This is a genomic window from Vibrio sp. ArtGut-C1 (assembly GCF_002105475.1).
Classification (GTDB): domain Bacteria; phylum Pseudomonadota; class Gammaproteobacteria; order Enterobacterales; family Vibrionaceae; genus Vibrio; species Vibrio diabolicus.
On the sequence record NZ_NCTH01000002.1, the window covers coordinates 242,615 to 260,790 of the forward strand.

Sequence of the window (18,176 nt, forward strand, 5' to 3'; positions counted from 1 at the left end):
GTTATGTTTTTCAAACGGAAAGGCGTCGGGAGTTCTTTCAATTCCGTAGATGAAACAAAAGAATCCAAAGTTGTGAATGTCGAGTTGGCAAAATCTGACGAAGATACGTCAGATGAGCAAAGGGCTTTATCGCCTGTTGAAGCCAAGATGAAAGCGATCGAGGAGCAGAAAAAACAGCTAGAACAAGATCTCTCGATCAAACACTACTATCACAAAAAGCTACTGGATACCTTGGATCTCGGGCTTCTATCGCACTTGCAAGAAGATCGCGCGAAAGAGGAGTTACGCGAAGCGGTCGTTCAGCTCATTGCTGAAGATCAAACACACCCGTTGAGCTCTGAAGCTCGCAATCGCGTGATACATCAAATTGAAGATGAAGTGTTTGGTCTAGGGCCGCTGGAACCGCTGCTTGAAGACCCAACGATCTCAGATATCTTGGTCAATGGTCCGAAAAATATCTTTGTCGAACGTTTTGGTAAGCTCGAGAAAACGCCACATACCTTCTTAGATGAGCGCCATCTGCGCAACATCATTGACCGCATTGTTAGCCAGGTTGGACGAAGAATCGATGAAGCATCACCAATGGTGGATGCTCGACTCAAAGACGGTTCGCGTTTCAATGCGATTATTCCTCCTCTTGCCATTGATGGCCCTTCCGTTTCTATTCGACGTTTTGCAGTTGAACGTTTGAATATGGATAACCTATTAGAGCTTGGTTCGTTATCTCCAGAGATGGCGAAGTTTCTCAATGCTGCGGTTGTGGGGGAAATGAATATCCTGATATCTGGTGGTACAGGCTCTGGTAAAACAACCACGCTGAATATTTTGTCGGGCTTCATTCCAAGTGATCAACGTATTGTGACCATTGAGGATTCGGCAGAGTTACAACTCCAACAACCACATATTATCCGCTTAGAAACACGTCCTTCTAATATCGAGGGTAAAGGTGAAATATCTCAGCGCGATTTAGTGAAAAACTCGCTACGTATGCGTCCTGACCGGATAGTTGTTGGTGAGGTTCGTGGCTCAGAAGCGGTGGATATGTTATCGGCAATGAACACGGGTCATGATGGGTCGCTGGCCACCATTCACGCTAACACACCAAGGGATGCGTTGAGCCGTATTGAGAATATGTTCTCGATGGCGGGTTGGAATGTGTCGACCAAAAACTTGAGAGCGCAGATTGCCTCCGCCATCAATATTGTCGTTCAAATGGATCGCCAAGAAGACGGTAAACGCCGCATGGTCAGCGTACAAGAAATCAATGGCATGGAAGGCGACGTTATCACCATGTCGGAGATCTTCACCTTCCAAAGAAGAGGGGTCGATCAAGAAGGTAATGTGTTAGGTGATTACATGGCAACAGGGATTGTACCAAGCTGTCATGACCAATTAGTAAAACGAGGCTTAGACGTACCATTTGAAATATTCAATGAAAAAGCCCGTTAGGAGATTGCTATGGATAGTCAATTCCCCCTTTTTCTTGTGCTGCTTTTTTTGTCCGTATTCTTTATTAGCCAGGCGTTAATTCTGCCTTCTGCGGGTAAAAAGGTTAAGCATAAGCAGTTAATTAAGCGGATACACGAAAGTCATAAACACATCGATCAAGAGAGTATTTCCCTACTAAGGGAAAACTCGCTCAAAAACCTTTCTCCATTAGAGCGATGGCTTGTGAGGTTCAGCCTATTCGATAACTTTAAGAAGAAGTTGGAATTGGCTGGGATACACATGGGGTTCAGTCGGTTTATTTTTCTCACCTTCCTCGGTGGGGTTGCGGTTGGGCTATTTCTGTTCTTATTCGGGCAAGTCTGGTACCTCTGTGCCGGTGTTGCTGTCGCTTGTTGGGTGTCGGTTTACTTCTACCTACAGAAAAGAATTGCAGATCGTTTAATGAAGTTCGAAGAGCAACTACCAGAGGCGCTCGATATCATTAAGCGAGTACTACAGGCCGGTCAGCCAATTACACAAGCGTTTGGGGAAGTAGGCAGAGAGGTCAGTGCGCCGCTTGGCCCTGAGTTCATGAATACCTTTAACTTACTCAACTATGGTTATGATCTCCGCTTGGCGATTATGCAAATGTCGGAAAGAACCCCTACGGTATCCATGCTTGCTTTCTCGAGTGCGGTGTTACTGCAAAAAGAAACGGGTGGTAACTTAGTCGAAAACATTGAAAAGCTCTCTCATATCCTACGTGCTCGTTTCAAACTCGCTCGAAAAATCAAAACTATTTCTGCGGAATCTCGAATGTCGGCATGGGTATTAGTATTAGCGCCTTTTGGGTTGTACGTCATCATTTCACTCGTTCGGCCTGAGTATATTGAGCTGCTTCATACGCACCCAATGGGGATCAAAATGGTGATTGGTGGGATGGTGGCCTTATTTATCGGGACGCTGTGGATTCGTAAAATCGTCAATATTGAGGTGTAGCTATGGAAAGCATTCAAGGATGGTTAAACGGTTTTGCTGTCGGCCAAGAGACGTTACTCATGGGGTTGATCCTCATCACCACCGTGTTAGTGGTGATGACGCTGGGCTCGATAATTATCGGGGTCAACTCGCCAATTAAAAGAAAGTTAGCCGAACTGTCTGGTGATAAAAAGGAAGTCTCTCACCACAACAAAAAAATGGCTGACACATTGGAGTCGTTAGCGCCTTTAACTTCGCCAACCAGTGAAAAAGAGCGCCAAACGACACGCAATAAACTGATGCATGCTGGGTTTCATGAAAGCAATGCATTGTCGATGTTTTATGCCATTAAATCGGTCACAACAATACTAGGTGTGATGGTGGCAGCACTGGTGTATTTCTCGATTCCGGAATCTAAATATCTGTACACCTACATGGCGTTATCCGTATTTATTGGGCTTCTGATTCCTGATTTTATTTTGCGCCGAATGGTCAACAAGCGTCAGCAAGCGATTCGTGCAGGTGTGCCCGACATGCTCGATTTGCTGGTGGTTTGTACCGAGTCAGGGCTTGGCTTTAATGCGGCTTTGCGCCGCGTTGCAGATGAGTTGGTTATCTCTCACCCAGAGCTTGCCGATGAAATTGACACGGTGTGCAATAAAATTAAAGCGGGTAAACCAATGCCTGAAGCCTTAAGAGAGCTAGTATTAAGGACAGGGTTAGAAGAATTGATGGGGCTGGTGAGCATGCTTAGCCACGCCTCTCGAATAGGTGGGAGCTTAGTCAACTCCTTGCGTGAGTATACCGAAGACTATAGGGATAAGCGTCAACAAGCAGCAGAAGAAATTGCTGCAAAAATCCCAGTCAAAATGATGTTTCCAATGGTGCTGTTTATTTGGCCATGTTTTTTCATCGTGGCTATTGGACCTGCGTTAATTTCATTGGCTGAGGCATTTTCTAATTAAAAAGCAAAATAGGGATCGTTATGTGGATTAAGAAATACGTCATCATCTCGTTGTTGGTGCTTACCGCATGTTCAACAACTGAACAGTCATCAGACTTCGATTCAACGCTGTACTCAGGTAAGCCCGTTGAGTCACTCACCAATGATGAACCTCCAAAAACAGAGGAGGAGGCAATCTCTCGAGGGGATATAGCATTAAGCAATAAAAATGTCGACTTAGCGTTGTATGAATACATTCGCTCGCTCTCTTTTCCTAACGCGGTCCATAAAGACAAAACCTTATACACCGTGGGGCGTATCCATTTGGCAAGAGAGAATTCAGAACTTGCGGATAAATCATTTCGAGCATCTTTAGCAGAGAACCCTGATCACATTGGTTCCCTCACAGAACTTGGCACTCTGTATACGAAACGTGGCGAAAAGGACGTCGGGAAGAGTTACTACATCCGCGCTTTGAATGCTGACCAAATTCGTATGGATGGCGATCCTATTATCACCAAAGACAATATTACAGCTGAGAGCGTTGCAACGTATCGCTATGATGATAAATCACCGGTTTCTGCTTACTCTGGTCTAGGTGTACTTTACGACATTCGTGGCGACCACGATATTGCGCAGGCATTAATTCGAAAAGCGTTGGATATTGATTCAAGAAACGTCAATGCTTTAGTCAGCCTAGGTTATTCCTACTATATGGAAAAAGCTTATTCAAAAGCGGCGCACTTTACTCAAGCTGCGCTGAGCATTAAGCCGGGGGATGAAAAGGGAATCAATAACTTGGGTCTCATTGCACTGGCAAAAGATCAACCACGACAAGCTCTGAGTATTTTTAGTCGACACATGACAGAGCCGGAAGCACTCAACAATGTTGGTTACTTCTTGATCCTTCAAGGCAAACCAGGCGAGGCGATTCCTTATCTACAACAGGCTATTGATAAGAACCCTGCCTATTATGAACTGGCAAATAAAAACTTAGAGCGAGCATTAGCAATGGTAAGAGAGCGAGGGGATACCTCTACCGCGCTTCTCCAATAACTTCACAGTCTTTTAAAAAAGAAAGCCACTCAGCAAGATGGAGTGGCTTTTTCATTTTTGGGGACTTTTTCATTTCTGGGGGAGTAGTGCCGTTGTAAAATTGTTTGTTCAATTAGCCGTTCATTCGCTTCTTTCTGGGTAAGAAGCATAGCGCCGCAAAGCCCAACCAACTATCTTCCATAACATCACCGTTAAGAGTGTTGCGAGGTAACCATCAATCGCATAATGCCAGGCTAAATGTACCGAACCGATTTGAATGATGACTGCGAAAGCGTAAGCAAAGTAGCCGATGGTTTTGTTGAGTCTATAAATTGATAGCGCCATCAAAACAGCAATGGAGACGTGCAAACTCGGCATTGCCGAAATACCAGAACCAATACCATTGGCATTGGCGATGTACTCATCCCAAAGATATTGCTGTGTAGGCAATGCCCACAATTGCCCAGCGTCCACATTGGTAAGATAGTGGCTTTGGGCTTCGAGCGTTTTCATCAGAGGAACAAACTGTTCATCTCCAGTGATAAGCTCCACGTAGCAAGGACCTGCTGAAGAGAGTAACGTGGCGAAGAAGACACCAAGAATCATCCAAGACAATGCGAACGTGAGTAAAAATTGTTGCCTTACCAACGGGTATTTTTTGTAGATAAGGAAAAAGATGAGTATACCCCACATACAAAAAAACCATGCGTTGTAGGCAACGTTTAGCGCCAGTGAGGCCCAAGCATTGGAGAATAATGCATGGGTCAATTCCCAAGGTGCAACACCGAAGTGCAATAGCGTATCAATATTCGCAAAGGTTAGATCCCATTTAAAAGGATTGATGATTGGAATAAGCGATTTCAAAAACGTGTGGTTAGAGAAAATCAGGTTAAGTGCCATCATCGAAACAAACACTGATACAGGGCGGTGCAGTGGAAAAATAAGATGCTTCAGTTTTTGTATGAAGCGCTTTGCTGGCTGTTTTTCTTTGCGCAGTATGAGGTAGAAATAATAATAGATACACCAGCTTAAACCTGTGACATACAAAGCTTGCATGAGCGTTTCAAGGTAAGTGGTAAAAGAGTAATCAATAGGGAAATCGAGATATAAAGAACAAAGATAAATGACAGCAGTCGAGATAAAGCAATAGGTGTAGAAAATCTTATCGATCAATAACTCGTTCTTCATAGACTGGAGCCAAGTCGCTGCTTTTTGCTGCCAACTTACGTTGATCTGGTAATTGTTGTCTTGTTCCATCGACGATCCATCATCTCTATCCTTCCAATGTCATTAAGCTTAGTTGAGAAAACGGGCACTTGTATTTAAGTGCCCGCTAAGAGTTTGTCGTTTAAGATTTTTACATCATGCCCGTGACAAGGCCTGCCGCCACAAAAAACACGATCATCCACAGCACCGAAAGGTTCAGCTTTTTGTGTAGATAGAAACCCGCAATCACTAACGCCATGTCGATGGGAGCAACAACTGCGCTGCTAAATACTGGCTGGTAAAGTGCCGCGAGTAGCAACCCTACAACTGAGGCATTTACACCGTTGATGGCGCCGGAGACCAGCGGTTTGCCTGCCAGTGCTTGCCAGTTTTTAAGAACGCCAAGCAGTAAAAGAAACCCTGGGAGGAATACGCCAAGCGTTGCGATCAGCGCACCTAAAATTGGCGTATCCGAAAGCTCATAACCGATAAAAGTCGCAAAGGTAAACATTGGCCCCGGTACAGCTTGTGCAGCGGCGTAGCCTGTTAAAAATGCATCTTGGCTAAGCTGGTCGCCAACAATGTTTTGCAGAAGCGGCAGCACCACATGACCGCCACCAAACACTAAACTACCAGCTTGGAAAAAATCACTAAACAGCCCAAGCAAAGGCAACGTATGAGCCACTAACGGTAAGCCGAGTAAAAGCACCGCAAATAGAGCCAATGGCGCGATAGACGGTTTAAACGGCTCGGTTGATGGCGCGGAGTCTTTCTTCAGATATCGCATGCCGACAAAACCTGCTGCGAGCAACACGAACATTTGCGTCATGATGCTTGGTGCCACCAGCAACGCAATCGCAGTCGCGACGCACAAACCCGCGGTCAGTTTGCTTTGGCAGAAGTTTTTGTACATGCCCCAAGTCGCATCCGCCACGACCACGACTGCGAGCAGTTTTAGGCCGTGGACTATGTTTTGAAACACAGCGGTGTCGGTGATTTGGCTGCTCACCATCGCCAGTGCCAACATGATGATCACCGAAGGAAGCGTGAATCCGACAAATGCTGCGCATGCGCCACTTAAACCACCGCGCTTATAACCCAATGCAAAGCCGACTTGGCTTGATCCCGGTCCCGGCAAAAACTGACTGAGTGCGACGATTTGCGCGTACTCGCTGTCATCAAGCCATTTCAGTTTCTCAACAAAGGTTTGGCGAAAATAACCAATATGAGCCGCAGGGCCGCCGAAGCTGAACCAACCTAGCCAGAAAAAAGTTTTGAAGATGGTGAACATGTCGAGCCTGTTTATCTAAAAAGCATTGTTGCTAATTTATCGAATGCTCTAAAATGACTCAAATTGATAAATTTAATTTCATCTATGAATGAAATGGGATAAAGGTGTTGAGGTGAAAGAGGACATTCAGTGGCGCAACATTGACTTGAACTTATTGGTGACGTTTTCCTACTTGTATCGACATCGAAGCGTTAGCATCGCGGCAGAGAAAAGTTACGTTAGCCAGTCGGCGATGAGTCATAGTTTGTCTCGTTTAAGGTTGTTGTTTGATGACCCGCTTTTTGAGCGAAAAGGGCACAAGATGGAGCCCACCGAGCACGCTCACCACATCGCGCCAACCGTGCATCATTTGCTGGACTCTATCGCCAAAGACTTGCTCACTAAGTCTGCCTTCCAACCTGAAAATTACGCGGGTATATGTCGCATTGGGTTAACGGATTATGCCGAGTTTATTTTTGCTCCTCGGCTTTATGACGAAATACGCCAGCGCGCACCAGAGGCCCAGATCAGTTTTATTAACGTCAATCGTAGCAACTACGTGGCATTAACTGAGCACGAAAAGCTCGATGTCATTATTGGCAGCATGCCAGTGTTGGATGACAACTTTGAGAGCTTGTACTTGTACACGGAAAAACACGTGTGTATGTGTGATAAACAGGTATTGAAAGGGGAAACACAGCTGTCTCTGGAAGCGTTCGCGAACATAGAGCAAGCTCTGGTAAGTCCCGATGGGAGCTTAAAGACACAAGTAGACCAAAAGCTCGCAGAATATGGCTTGAGCCGTAAAGTCACCGTGGCGTCGCGCAACTTTCTCACTATTCGGCACCTATTGAAAAAGCGCGATCTTATTGCCATCGTGCCAGAAAAAATGGCGTTGGCGGAGGGCTTTTCGGACGATCTCATTACTGTTAAGCCGCCGATCGCCGTTGCGGATTTTGATATTGCCATGCTGTGGCATTCCAGCCGAAACAATGAAGAAAAAGGGATTTGGCTACGCGAATTAGTTTCTTCGACCATCACCTCTCACATATAAAAAAGGGCACCAAAGGGTGCCCAGAATGTTTGTCATTGAGAGTCTGTGTTATACCGCTTGCGAAGCTGGCGCCGCTTCTTTTATACGCTCTTCCTGATCCAATGATTTTTCGTATTGGCTGTACTTCCACCAAGCAAAGCCAAGGAAAATCACGATACCGCCAACGTTGTAGAAAATGATGGTTATGATGTCGGCCCCAGTAGGGAAGGTCGATGCTAAGAAACCAACCGTAAAGATAGCGATCAGTACCGATACGGTAGCGATGCCCATTTTGCGTGAGCCCATTTTGAAATCACGCTCGACGTGGTCCAGTTTCAAGCGCAGATTCAGGTACGCCAACATGATGAACAATGGTGGGAGCATCGAGGCGGCTGCCGTCATGTTGATCACCGTGTTCATCAGATCTTGAGCGGTGTTAGAACCTAATGTTGGGATGATCATCAATGGAATGACGATAAGGAACTGATACCAAGCTGCGCGAGCTGGCACACCGTTTTCGTTCAGCTCTACGGTTTTCTTACCAAAAATGCCTTCTGGAATCTCAGAGAAGAAGATTTTCACTGGCGTTGCTGTCCACATTAGTAGAGAGCCAAACATAGCAGTGAAGGATACCAAGCCTACGAAGCGGTTCATCAATACTTCTGGCAAACCAAAGTACGCAGCCAAACCTTCAAATACTTGAACCGAGCCGCCCGTGTATTTTAGGGTTTCGCTAGGAACAAATACGTTAATCAAAACAGACGCAACTGAGTAAAGCACGCCGATAAAGATACCTGCGATGATGATGACTTTAACGAACGATTTCGAGCCGCCTTTCACATCGTTTACGTAAACCGCGACCGATTCCGCACCGCCTGCCGCCATAAAGATCCATGTAGTAATGCCTAAAAATGCCCAGCTGAAATCAGGGATCATCGCTTCTACAGTAATTGGGTCAGCTGGTTCTACGCCGCCGATCAACGCAGCGCCAGCCAGTAAAATATACGACATTGTCAGTAGCAGCATGAGGGAGGAGGTCACCGACGTAATTGGCCCCAACATTTTCGCGCCGTTTGTCGATACGTAGGTCGCAAACGCAAACAAAATCATACTGAGCACGGTAGTGGTGAATGGCGTCAGAATGTATTCATAGCCCAAGAACGCGTAAGACGCATAAGCGATAACGCGCGGTAGCAAGGACGTGAAGAAGAATAGGTTAACGAACCAGTAAGTGTAGGCAGAGATAAACGCCCAGCGACCGCCGAGTGAGCTTTTTACCCATGCGTAGACCCCCGCTTCAGAATCTTTATTCAGAGATACGAATTCTGCGATGATCAAACAGAAAGGGATGAAATAAAAAATGGTCGCCAGAAAGAACATTGGCGCAGACGCTAGACCGATCTCGATGTTGTTATTGATTACGTTATTAAAGCTAAATACTGCAGCAAAGGTGAGGGACAACAACCCGAATTTGCCTATCGTATTACGTTTGGATTCAGACATGTTCTATCTCCGGTGAATCACGTTGGAATTGTAGGGAGGAAGGGCTTGTAATGCTGTGACCACAGCCCTTCTCTTGTTTTATTTATTTAGGAAGTAGCCATCTTCGATGGTCACTTTGAGCACCACTTTTCTTACGCGGTTGTCTCCGTGGAAGCGGTACGCTTCACTGTTTTCAAAAATCGCCACTTGGCCTTCGCAAAGCTCGCGTGTTTCACCCTGACCAGAAAAAAGTTCGCGGTCGGTTTCATCACGATAAGCTTGTTCTAGTGTCAACGCGGTTTTATCCGCGAACTCAACGGTTTCTCGGCCTTCGAGGTAGTAATGCACATCGAAGTAACGACGGTTACCGATGAACGTTTCGGTTTGTTTCGCGATGCCATCTTCAACCATGTAAACCAGTGAATCGCCAATTGAGTGCATCACGCCATCTTTGATGTTGCCGATGTTGCCAATGGCTTCCACACAGCGGTTCCATTTACGACCGTTGCGATATACCTGTTTGAATTGCTCTAAGCTGTCTAACACGATCATGGGTTACGCCTCGTTGACTGGTTGAGTGTTGGTTTGAGTGAAAAACGCGTTGTCGAAATCATGGTTTGCCATCACGTGTGCGTTGCAATCGCCTGCTTGCAGTGGCATCAGCGTCAAACCGTAACGGAACTCGTCCATGTACACGCGGTAAGAGTCGAGCACTTCGCTGCCCCATGAGTTCGAGCCTAACCCCATCACTTGATGGTCAAGGTTAAGGGTGATGTAGCCACTCTTTTCTAGCTCGATCGTATGTTGCGCTTCATGCAGATTTTGGTTGGTGTAGAACCACGCGCTGAAGTTGATTTCTTGCTGAGGTTTCACCAATAACCCTGTGCCATGACGGTTCGTGAGCGATGCCCAGCGCACGTGTTGGCGGTTGCCGTTGTTTTGCGGGAACGGGTAGTTCTCGAACATGTCTTCTACGGTGCTGTGGTAAACATCAATGAGGTTAGCTTGGCGACTGTCTTGGTAGTTTTCTTCTGGGCCGCGACCGTAGTAGCTCACTTGGTCAAAGCTGCCGTTGATGCCCAAATCCAAGCCGATGACCGGAATCACGTGAGGGTAGTCGCCGTAGCGCTCGCCACTCAGTTCCACGTTCAAATGGCCTTGAGCATTGATTTGATAGCGATAGGTACAACGCATGCCAAAATCAAAGACCGGCGGCGCAATGATGCTGGTGGTTGTAATCAAGACGGAATCATCAGTTGCTTCCACAGCAAGTGTGCGGAAGTGCTCCTGCATGATTTGCAGATGCGCTGGGTGCCACAAACCTTCATACTCTTGTTTGTGGTTATCAATCATCGGTTTGAAGAAGTTCAGTCTCGGCTCAGATTGAATGATCTCTTTGCCATTTACGCGCCAAGAAGTCAGCTTGCCGTTTACTTTGGAGAAAGTAAGCGCGAAGTTATGGCCTTCAATTACGTGTTCCAAACGGCTTTCGTTAATCACCAAAGGTTGTGCGTTGCGATTGATGAACGCAGGTGCAGAAGCGGTCTTTTCTTTCAGTTGGAACTGATACACCGCAATTTCATGGTTGGCTTCGCTGTAAAGCGTGCGACTGTCTTTGCGTACGGTGAAGTTAACAAAGGCTTCGCGTTCATCCAATTCTGGCAAGTCGATGGTCACTTCACGTTCGCTGTTGGCGACCAAAGCTTTGACTTTGAATTGCACGCTATGCAGGGTTTCACCTTCGGCACGCACGTCAGCAGTAATGGTGTAATCATCGAGGTTGGTGAACCACAATTTGTTCTCAACGATGAAGCGGTCATGGCAACCTTCAACGGCGCGGATTTTCACCGGTGCAATGACTTGTTTGTACTCTTTCAGGCCTGGGCCCGGGGTTTGATCTGGGTAAATCAGACCATCCATACAGAAGTTGTAGTTGTTTGGGTAATCGCCGTAATCGCCGCCGTATTTGTAGAACTCTTGGCCGTGTTCATCACGCGCTAGAATGCCGTGATCACACCATTCCCAAACGTAGTGACCTTGAATGTGGTCGTGCGCATAGAACACGTTTTGGTATTCCGTCAGACCACCCGGCCCGTTACCCATCGCGTGTGCGTATTCGCAGATAATGCGTGGCTTCTCGTGTGGGTGTTCGCCAAAGTAATTCATCAGTTGTGCGCGCGAGTACATAGTGGAAATCACATCCACCACTTCAGCATCGCGGTCTTCTTCGTAGTGAACCAAACGGGTGTCATCAATTGCTTTGGTCGCTGCATACATCGCACGGATGTTGCAGCCATAACCCGATTCGTTACCGAGTGACCACATGATGATAGAAGGGTGGTTCTTTTGCGCATGAACATGACGCACTGCGCGATCAACAAACACCGCTTCCCATGCTGGATCATTGGTGATACGGCTCAGGTCGCCAACGTTGGCAAAGCCGTGGGTTTCCACATCGGTTTCTGCCATCACAAACAGGCCGTAAATGTCACACAACTCGTAGAAGCGTGGGTCGTTAGGGTAGTGTGCGGTGCGAACTGAGTTGATGTTGTGTTGCTTCATCAACATCAGATCTTTTTCCACGCGGTCCATACCCACTGCACGACCTTTTAGGTGATCGTTATCATGACGGTTTACACCATGCAGCATCACGTATTGATTGTTGATGTAAAACAGGCCATCACGCACCTTGATATCACGGAAACCCACGCGTTGTGGGATCACTTCCACTACGTTGCCTTGGTGATCTTTTAAGGTAATGAACAAGTGGTAAAGGTAAGGATTTTCAGCCGTCCAATGTGTTGGGCTCACCATATCAATCGCAAAGCTTGTTGAGTGGTGGTTTTGGATGGTCAGTGAATCGCATTGACCACTGGCTACGACAGTGCCTTTGTCATGCAGCGCGTATTCCAGCGTATAGCCAGACGCGATAGCGGTGGAAAGGTTTTCCAATTCGATTTGAGCACTGAGCGTCGCACTTTGGTAATCGTCGGCGAAGTCGGTGCGAATTGTTAGGTCTTGGACGTGAATGTTCTCTTTTCCGATTAGGTAAACGTCACGGAAGATCCCCGCCGTCCACCACATGTCTTGGTCTTCAATGTAAGTGGAATCGGCCCACTGCATCACGCGTACAGAGAGTAAGTTTTCGCCTTGTTGGACGAACTTGGAAATGTCGAATTCCGCTGTGAGTCGGCTGCCTTTACTAAAGCCGACGTACTCGCCGTTCACGTACACTTCAAAGTAGGTTTCCACGCCGTCGAACTTGATGATGGTTTGTTGGTTATCCCACTGTGGACCAAGTGTAAATGTGCGTTGATAAGCGCCCGTTGGGTTGTCGGTTGGTACAAACGGGACATCGATCGGGAATGGGAAGCCTTCATCGGTGTATTGCAGATCGCCGTGGCCTTCCATTTGCCACATGTTTGGGACAGTAATGCGTCCCCAGTCGTTCATTGTTTGTGAGTAAAACTCTTCAGGTACCAACATTGGGTTGGTGAAATAACGGAATGTCCATTGGCCGCTGAGCAACATAAAGCGGCGACTCAGTTCACGTTGAAAGGTTTGTGCGCTCTGAACAGAGTCATAAGAGAAAAAGTACGCACGCGGTGCCATACGATTCTCGTGTAAGTGTTGGAAGTTTTCCCAATTGTTCACGTTTTGATCTCCCCTCGGCTTGGTGCGCTTATGTTGGAGTGCGGATTGGTTTCATCGCGGCTCAACATCAGTGCAAAAACAACGGCCGATGTATTGTGAAAAATGCTTATGAATAATCTGAGAAAGATATTAGTAAAAGTTTTACTAAAATAAATTAATGAAAACGTTTTACTTTAACTTGGTCACGTTTTAAATGACCAATGTTGAGCAAGATGTGATCAGCGTAAAGGAATGCGTTCTAGATTGTTTTGGAAAGTAAAAACAGTAAAAATTCGGTAGAAAATAAAAGAAGAAATAAAAAAGCACTGAAAATTCAGTGCCTTATTTGAGCAGTTTTGAGGGTGTTTTTATCGAGTTGTGCCGCGTAGCTTGAGCTTGCTTGGAACGTACACTTGAAGGGGCAGTGCGCGTCCGTCACGGTATTTTTCTACTAACAAGTTTACGCCTTGAATCCCCATCATTTCAGAATGAATACGAACGGTAGATAGAGGAGGGAAGGTAAAACGCGCGGTAGGAATGTCGTTCACGCTGATCAGCGCAATATCATCAGGAATGTTTAAACCAAACTCATGCACTGCTCGTAACACACCAATCGCAATGGAGTCCGAAGCAATGAACATCGCTTTTGGGAAATCGCCTTTGGCCAGCATCTCTTTCGCTAAGTCATAACCGGACAAGCTAGAGAAATCGCCACGATAAATGTCGTCTTCAGAAACTACACCTTTTAGATTGCCGTAGTCCACAAACGCATTTTCACGAATGTCTGCGGTGTTGGGCTCGTCTTGTCCACCAATAAAGCCGATGCGCTCGTAGCCTTGTTGTACAAAGAAATCAACCACTTGCTTGCTGATTCTTACAAGGTCGATATCAACGCAATCGTAAGGACTAGTTGGATCTGAAAAGTCAATGTAACAGATGCTATCGGCTAGGCGTTTAGGTAACTTATTGACCACCTTTTGGTCGACTTTCCCGACTAAAAGGACACCCGTGATCTTCTGCGTTTCAACATCAATTTCGCTGTTGTAGCAATTGGTTAGCGTAATGCCGAGTTTGTCGCACTGAGTTTCAATCCCATGACGAATCGACAAGTAGTACGGGTCATTCACTTCTGCTTCTTGTTTGTAATTGTACAAGGCCAAAAAGTGATGTTTTTGCTTGGCTTCTTTGGTGGCTTTCTTCGAGCTGCTGGTGCGGTACTCCAGCTTTTCTGCGATTTCTAAAATGCGGCGTTTGGTTTCTTCTTTAACGCTCAACGTCGGATCGTCATTCAAAACTCGCGATACAGTTGCAAGTGAGACGCCCGCTTCAGTGGCGATATCTTTTAGTGTTGCCATGTACATTTCCCGTTGGCATTGCTCACTTCTCCAAGTGAGAACTCAATAATCTGGCTATTGTAAACAGCTACTTAGGGATGCACAAACTTTTAGTAAAATCGTGCGATCCATGAAAGAGAGCGGTATCTGCTCGACTCATCTTCACTGCTCATCATCTTCCCGGTTTAATTTAACTAAAGTCTGCATCTAAAATAAGGCTTTTTTGTAATTTTGTGGAAACGTTTACACAATTTGAATTCGATCACGGATCTGGATCGAGATTGGTTGCTAGACTTTTAGCCAGTTAAGAAATGGGCGTACCGATTCGATGCAATGGCGATTGGCTTTTAGCGCATCAGAGTGAGGTATGAACAGAAAGCAGCAAACGTGGAGATGCAAAAGTGAAAGTTCTTGTCACAGGCGGTATGGGATACATCGGTAGTCACACTTGCGTTCAGATGATTGAAGCGGGAATGGAACCTATCATCGTCGACAACTTGTGTAACGCCAAACTGGACGTGTTAAACCGTATTGAAGCGCTGACTGGCAAACAGCCTGCGTTCCACCAAGGTGACATCCGTGACGAAGCCTTTTTGGATACGGTATTCGCGCAGCACGACATCCAAGCCGTGATCCACTTTGCTGGCCTCAAAGCAGTTGGCGAATCGGTGGCAAAACCACTTGAGTACTACGACAACAACGTCAATGGCTCATTGGTGTTAGCGCGCAGCATGCGTAAAGCGGGCGTGAAAAGCATCGTATTCAGTTCATCGGCAACGGTTTACGGTGACCCTGAAATAGTGCCGATTACGGAAGATTCACCAACAGGCGCAACCACCAATCCATACGGACGCAGCAAATATATGGTGGAGCAATGCTTAAGCGATCTGTTCCATGCTGAAAACGACTGGAGCATCACCTTACTACGTTACTTCAACCCAGTTGGCGCGCACCCATCGGGCAGCATGGGGGAAGACCCACAAGGAATTCCCAATAACCTGATGCCATTTATCGCCCAAGTCGCTGTTGGCCGCCGAGAAAAACTCGCGGTATTCGGTAGCGACTATCCAACCCCTGACGGCACTGGCGTACGTGATTACATCCATGTGATGGATCTGGCCGACGGCCATATTGCGGCTTTGAAATCGGTGGGTGAGAAATCGGGTTTGCACATTTACAACTTAGGTACAGGTAAAGGCTCGAGCGTACTTGAGATGGTGGATGCGTTCGCGACCGCTTGCGGTAAACCAGTGCCTTACGAGTTATGCCCGCGTCGTCCTGGGGATATTGCTGAATGTTGGGCAAGCACGGAAAAAGCCGAGCGTGAACTAGGCTGGAAAGCAACACGCACGGTAGCTGAAATGACCGCCGATACGTGGAACTGGCAGTCAAAAAATCCCAATGGCTATTCCCCTGCGTAGTTTACGTCGCCGCATTGTTGTCTGCACTTTCCAATTTCATTGAGAAATGCAGATGAAAGAATTCTTAAAAGTTGAGTAAGTAACATGTCGAATGTCGAATTTAACCCAGTGGATCATCCACACCGCCGTTACAACCCTCTGACTGGGCAATGGATTTTGGTTTCACCTCACCGTGCTAAACGCCCTTGGAGTGGCGCAGATGAAAAGCCCGCGTTGGATGAACTACCAAGCTATGACGGTAAATGTTTCCTTTGTCCAACCAACGAACGTATCTCTGGCGATGTTAATCCAGACTACCAAGGCACCTATGTGTTCAATAACGATTTTGCTGCGCTGATGGTGGATTCACCAGATGCACCGGAGTCAAACAACCCGCTATTCAAAACGCAAGGCGTACGTGGTTTGAGCCGAGTGATTTGCTTCTCGCCAGATCACAGCAAAACCTTACCGGAGCTGCCAGTGGATAAAATTCGTGGCGTGATTGATACATGGAATGAGCAAATTGAAGAGCTCGGCAAAGAGTACGTTTGGGTTCAGGCGTTCGAAAACAAAGGCGAAACCATGGGCTGTTCTCAGCCTCATCCGCACGGTCAAATCTGGGCGAACAGCTTCTTACCCAATGAAATCGAGCGTAAAGAGCACAACCTAAAAGCCTACTACCAAGAGCACGGCAGCAACTTGCTGGTGGATTACGTACAAGCGGAACTCAAAGACGGTTCACGCATTGTGGTGGAAACCGAACACTGGCTGGCGGTGGTGCCTTACTGGGCTGCTTGGCCGTTCGAAACCATGTTGTTGCCGAAAACGCACATTCGTCGTATGAGCGAACTCAGCGATGAGCAACGAGACGATTTAGCGCTAGCGATTAAGAAGCTGACCAGCCGTTACGACAATTTATTCCAATGCTCTTTCCCTTACTCGATGGGCTGGCACTACGCGCCGTTTTTTGACCAAGGCACAGACATCGACCATTGGCAGCTTCATGCACTTTTCTATCCGCCACTACTGCGCAGTGCCACGGTTCGTAAGTTCATGGTGGGCTACGAAATGCTGGCAGAAAGCCAACGCGATCTCACCGCAGAGCAAGCCGCGCAGCGTCTGCGTGATGTGAGTGATGTCCACTACAAAGAATGCTAAGTCTTTAAATTGGACTGATTACGAATAACGGGATAGCGCGACTTTACAGATAGAAAGTTGGGCTCAACGCGCTATCCCACACAAATTACTATTTTAAGAGAACGTCCCTATGTCTGAACTTATCCAAAATGTGAAAGCGTCATTTGAGCAAGTGTTGGGCTACGCACCTAGCCATATTATTCAAGCGCCTGGTCGTGTGAACTTGATTGGTGAGCACACCGATTACAACGATGGTTTTGTCCTACCGTGTGCCATTAACTACCAAACGGTCGTGGCGGCGGCAAAGCGTGAAGATAATATCGTGCGTGTGGTGTCGGTCGATTACGGTAACGTAGTTGACGAATTCGATATCACGCAAGCCATTACCTTCCAGCAAGACAAAATGTGGGCGAACTACATTCGCGGCGTGGTGAAGTGTCTTCTGGCGCGTGGCTACCAGTTTACTGGGGCGGATATTTCAGTCAGCGGCAACGTGCCTCAAGGCGCGGGTTTGAGCTCATCGGCGGCATTGGAAGTAGTGATCGGTCAAACGTTTAAAGTGTTGTTCAACCTTGAGATCAGCCAAGCCGAAATCGCGTTAAACGGTCAGCAAGCTGAGAACGAATTCGTCGGTTGCAACTGCGGCATCATGGATCAAATGATTTCAGCGGAAGGGCGTGAAAATCATGCGATGCTATTAGATTGCCGTAGCCTTGAAACAGAAGCGGTCTCTATGCCAGAAGACATGGCCGTCGTGATCATCAACTCGAATAAAAAACGTGGTTTGGTCGACAGCGAATACAACACTCGTCGTCAGCAATGTGAAGAAGCGGCGCGTATTTTCGGTGTGAAAGCTTTGCGTGATGTGACGATTGAGCAGTTCAACGAGAAAGTCGCTGAGCTGGATGAAATGGTGGCAAAACGTGCCCGTCATGTCATCACAGAAAATGATCGTACTGTGGAAGCGGCGCAAGCGCTGCGAGCACACGACATGAAGCGTATGGGCGAGCTGATGGCCGAGTCTCATGCCTCGATGCGCGATGATTTCGAAATCACGGTAAAAGAAATCGATACGCTGGTGGAGATAGTCAAAGAGGTGATCGGCGATCAAGGCGGCGTGCGCATGACTGGCGGTGGCTTTGGTGGTTGCATCGTGGCACTTGTACCGCCAGCACTGGTTGATGACGTGAAAGCGGCAGTTGAAGTGAAGTACCAAGCAGCTACGGGCTTAAAAGAGTCGATTTATGTTTGCCAAGCCAAAAATGGTGCGGGCTTGGTTGAAGTGCTGTAGGGAATG

General features: G+C 47.0%; 14 protein-coding genes. 8 read left to right on the forward strand and 6 right to left on the reverse strand.

All coding sequences use genetic code 11. The annotated features are described in order from the left end of the window. Positions 1–3 precede the first annotated feature (3 nt). Genes B7360_RS02830 through B7360_RS02845 form a run of 4 tightly spaced genes read left to right on the forward strand, consistent with a single transcriptional unit; the run spans position 4 to position 4,405 of the window. The gene (locus B7360_RS02830; protein ID WP_006742393.1) at positions 4–1,449 is read left to right on the forward strand and encodes a CpaF family protein; all 1,446 of its coding nucleotides are present in this window, start codon (positions 4–6) and stop codon (positions 1,447–1,449) included. A 9-nt stretch (positions 1,450–1,458) separates the two neighbouring features. Beyond that, the gene (locus B7360_RS02835) at positions 1,459–2,427 is read left to right on the forward strand and encodes a type II secretion system F family protein (protein WP_006742394.1); all 969 of its coding nucleotides are present in this window, start codon (positions 1,459–1,461) and stop codon (positions 2,425–2,427) included. Between the two features lie 2 nt (positions 2,428–2,429). Further along, the gene (locus tag B7360_RS02840) at positions 2,430–3,371 is read left to right on the forward strand and encodes a type II secretion system F family protein (RefSeq protein ID WP_047008928.1); all 942 of its coding nucleotides are present in this window, start codon (positions 2,430–2,432) and stop codon (positions 3,369–3,371) included. 20 nt (positions 3,372–3,391) lie between these two features. Then, positions 3,392–4,405, forward strand: coding sequence for a lipopolysaccharide assembly protein LapB (locus B7360_RS02845; protein WP_006742396.1), 1,014 nt, complete (start codon positions 3,392–3,394; stop codon positions 4,403–4,405). Positions 4,406–4,525: 120 nt separating this feature from the next. Here B7360_RS02845 and B7360_RS02850 read toward each other — a convergent pair whose 3' ends face one another. Continuing rightward, the gene (locus B7360_RS02850; protein WP_085342686.1) at positions 4,526–5,641 is read right to left on the reverse strand and encodes a phosphatase PAP2 family protein; all 1,116 of its coding nucleotides are present in this window, start codon (positions 5,639–5,641) and stop codon (positions 4,526–4,528) included. A 100-nt stretch (positions 5,642–5,741) separates the two neighbouring features. After that, on the reverse strand, positions 5,742–6,881 hold the full coding sequence (chrA, locus tag B7360_RS02855; protein WP_085342687.1) for a chromate efflux transporter: 1,140 nt from the start codon (positions 6,879–6,881) through the stop codon (positions 5,742–5,744). A gap of 88 nt (positions 6,882–6,969) precedes the next feature. Here chrA and B7360_RS02860 point away from each other — a divergent pair, with 88 nt between their 5' ends. Next, a complete protein-coding gene (locus B7360_RS02860; protein WP_085342688.1) occupies positions 6,970–7,914 on the forward strand; it encodes a LysR family transcriptional regulator in 945 nt (314 codons plus the stop codon). A 48-nt stretch (positions 7,915–7,962) separates the two neighbouring features. Here the strand turns inward: B7360_RS02860 and B7360_RS02865 are convergent, their stop codons facing one another. The 4 genes from B7360_RS02865 to ebgR all read right to left on the reverse strand — a co-directional run bounded on the left by B7360_RS02865 (position 7,963) and on the right by ebgR (position 14,363). After that, positions 7,963–9,396, reverse strand: coding sequence for an amino acid permease (locus tag B7360_RS02865; protein ID WP_085342689.1), 1,434 nt, complete (start codon positions 9,394–9,396; stop codon positions 7,963–7,965). Positions 9,397–9,474: 78 nt separating this feature from the next. Next, entirely contained in the window at positions 9,475–9,927 is a 453-nt protein-coding gene (locus tag B7360_RS02870; RefSeq protein ID WP_025551355.1) for a beta-galactosidase subunit beta, read from the reverse strand. 3 nt (positions 9,928–9,930) lie between these two features. Next, a complete protein-coding gene (gene ebgA / locus B7360_RS02875) occupies positions 9,931–13,029 on the reverse strand; it encodes a beta-galactosidase subunit alpha (RefSeq protein WP_085342690.1) in 3,099 nt (1,032 codons plus the stop codon). Between the two features lie 347 nt (positions 13,030–13,376). Then, positions 13,377–14,363, reverse strand: coding sequence for a transcriptional regulator EbgR (gene ebgR / locus B7360_RS02880; protein ID WP_005482344.1), 987 nt, complete (start codon positions 14,361–14,363; stop codon positions 13,377–13,379). A gap of 380 nt (positions 14,364–14,743) precedes the next feature. Here ebgR and galE point away from each other — a divergent pair, with 380 nt between their 5' ends. The 3 genes from galE to galK all read left to right on the forward strand — a co-directional run bounded on the left by galE (position 14,744) and on the right by galK (position 18,170). After that, on the forward strand, positions 14,744–15,763 hold the full coding sequence (galE, locus tag B7360_RS02885) for a UDP-glucose 4-epimerase GalE (RefSeq protein ID WP_048625926.1): 1,020 nt from the start codon (positions 14,744–14,746) through the stop codon (positions 15,761–15,763). Positions 15,764–15,847: 84 nt separating this feature from the next. Further along, positions 15,848–16,900, forward strand: coding sequence for a UDP-glucose--hexose-1-phosphate uridylyltransferase (locus B7360_RS02890; protein WP_025570897.1), 1,053 nt, complete (start codon positions 15,848–15,850; stop codon positions 16,898–16,900). Positions 16,901–17,009: 109 nt separating this feature from the next. Beyond that, the gene (gene galK / locus B7360_RS02895) at positions 17,010–18,170 is read left to right on the forward strand and encodes a galactokinase (protein WP_085342691.1); all 1,161 of its coding nucleotides are present in this window, start codon (positions 17,010–17,012) and stop codon (positions 18,168–18,170) included. The last annotated feature ends 6 nt before the right edge of the window (positions 18,171–18,176 follow it).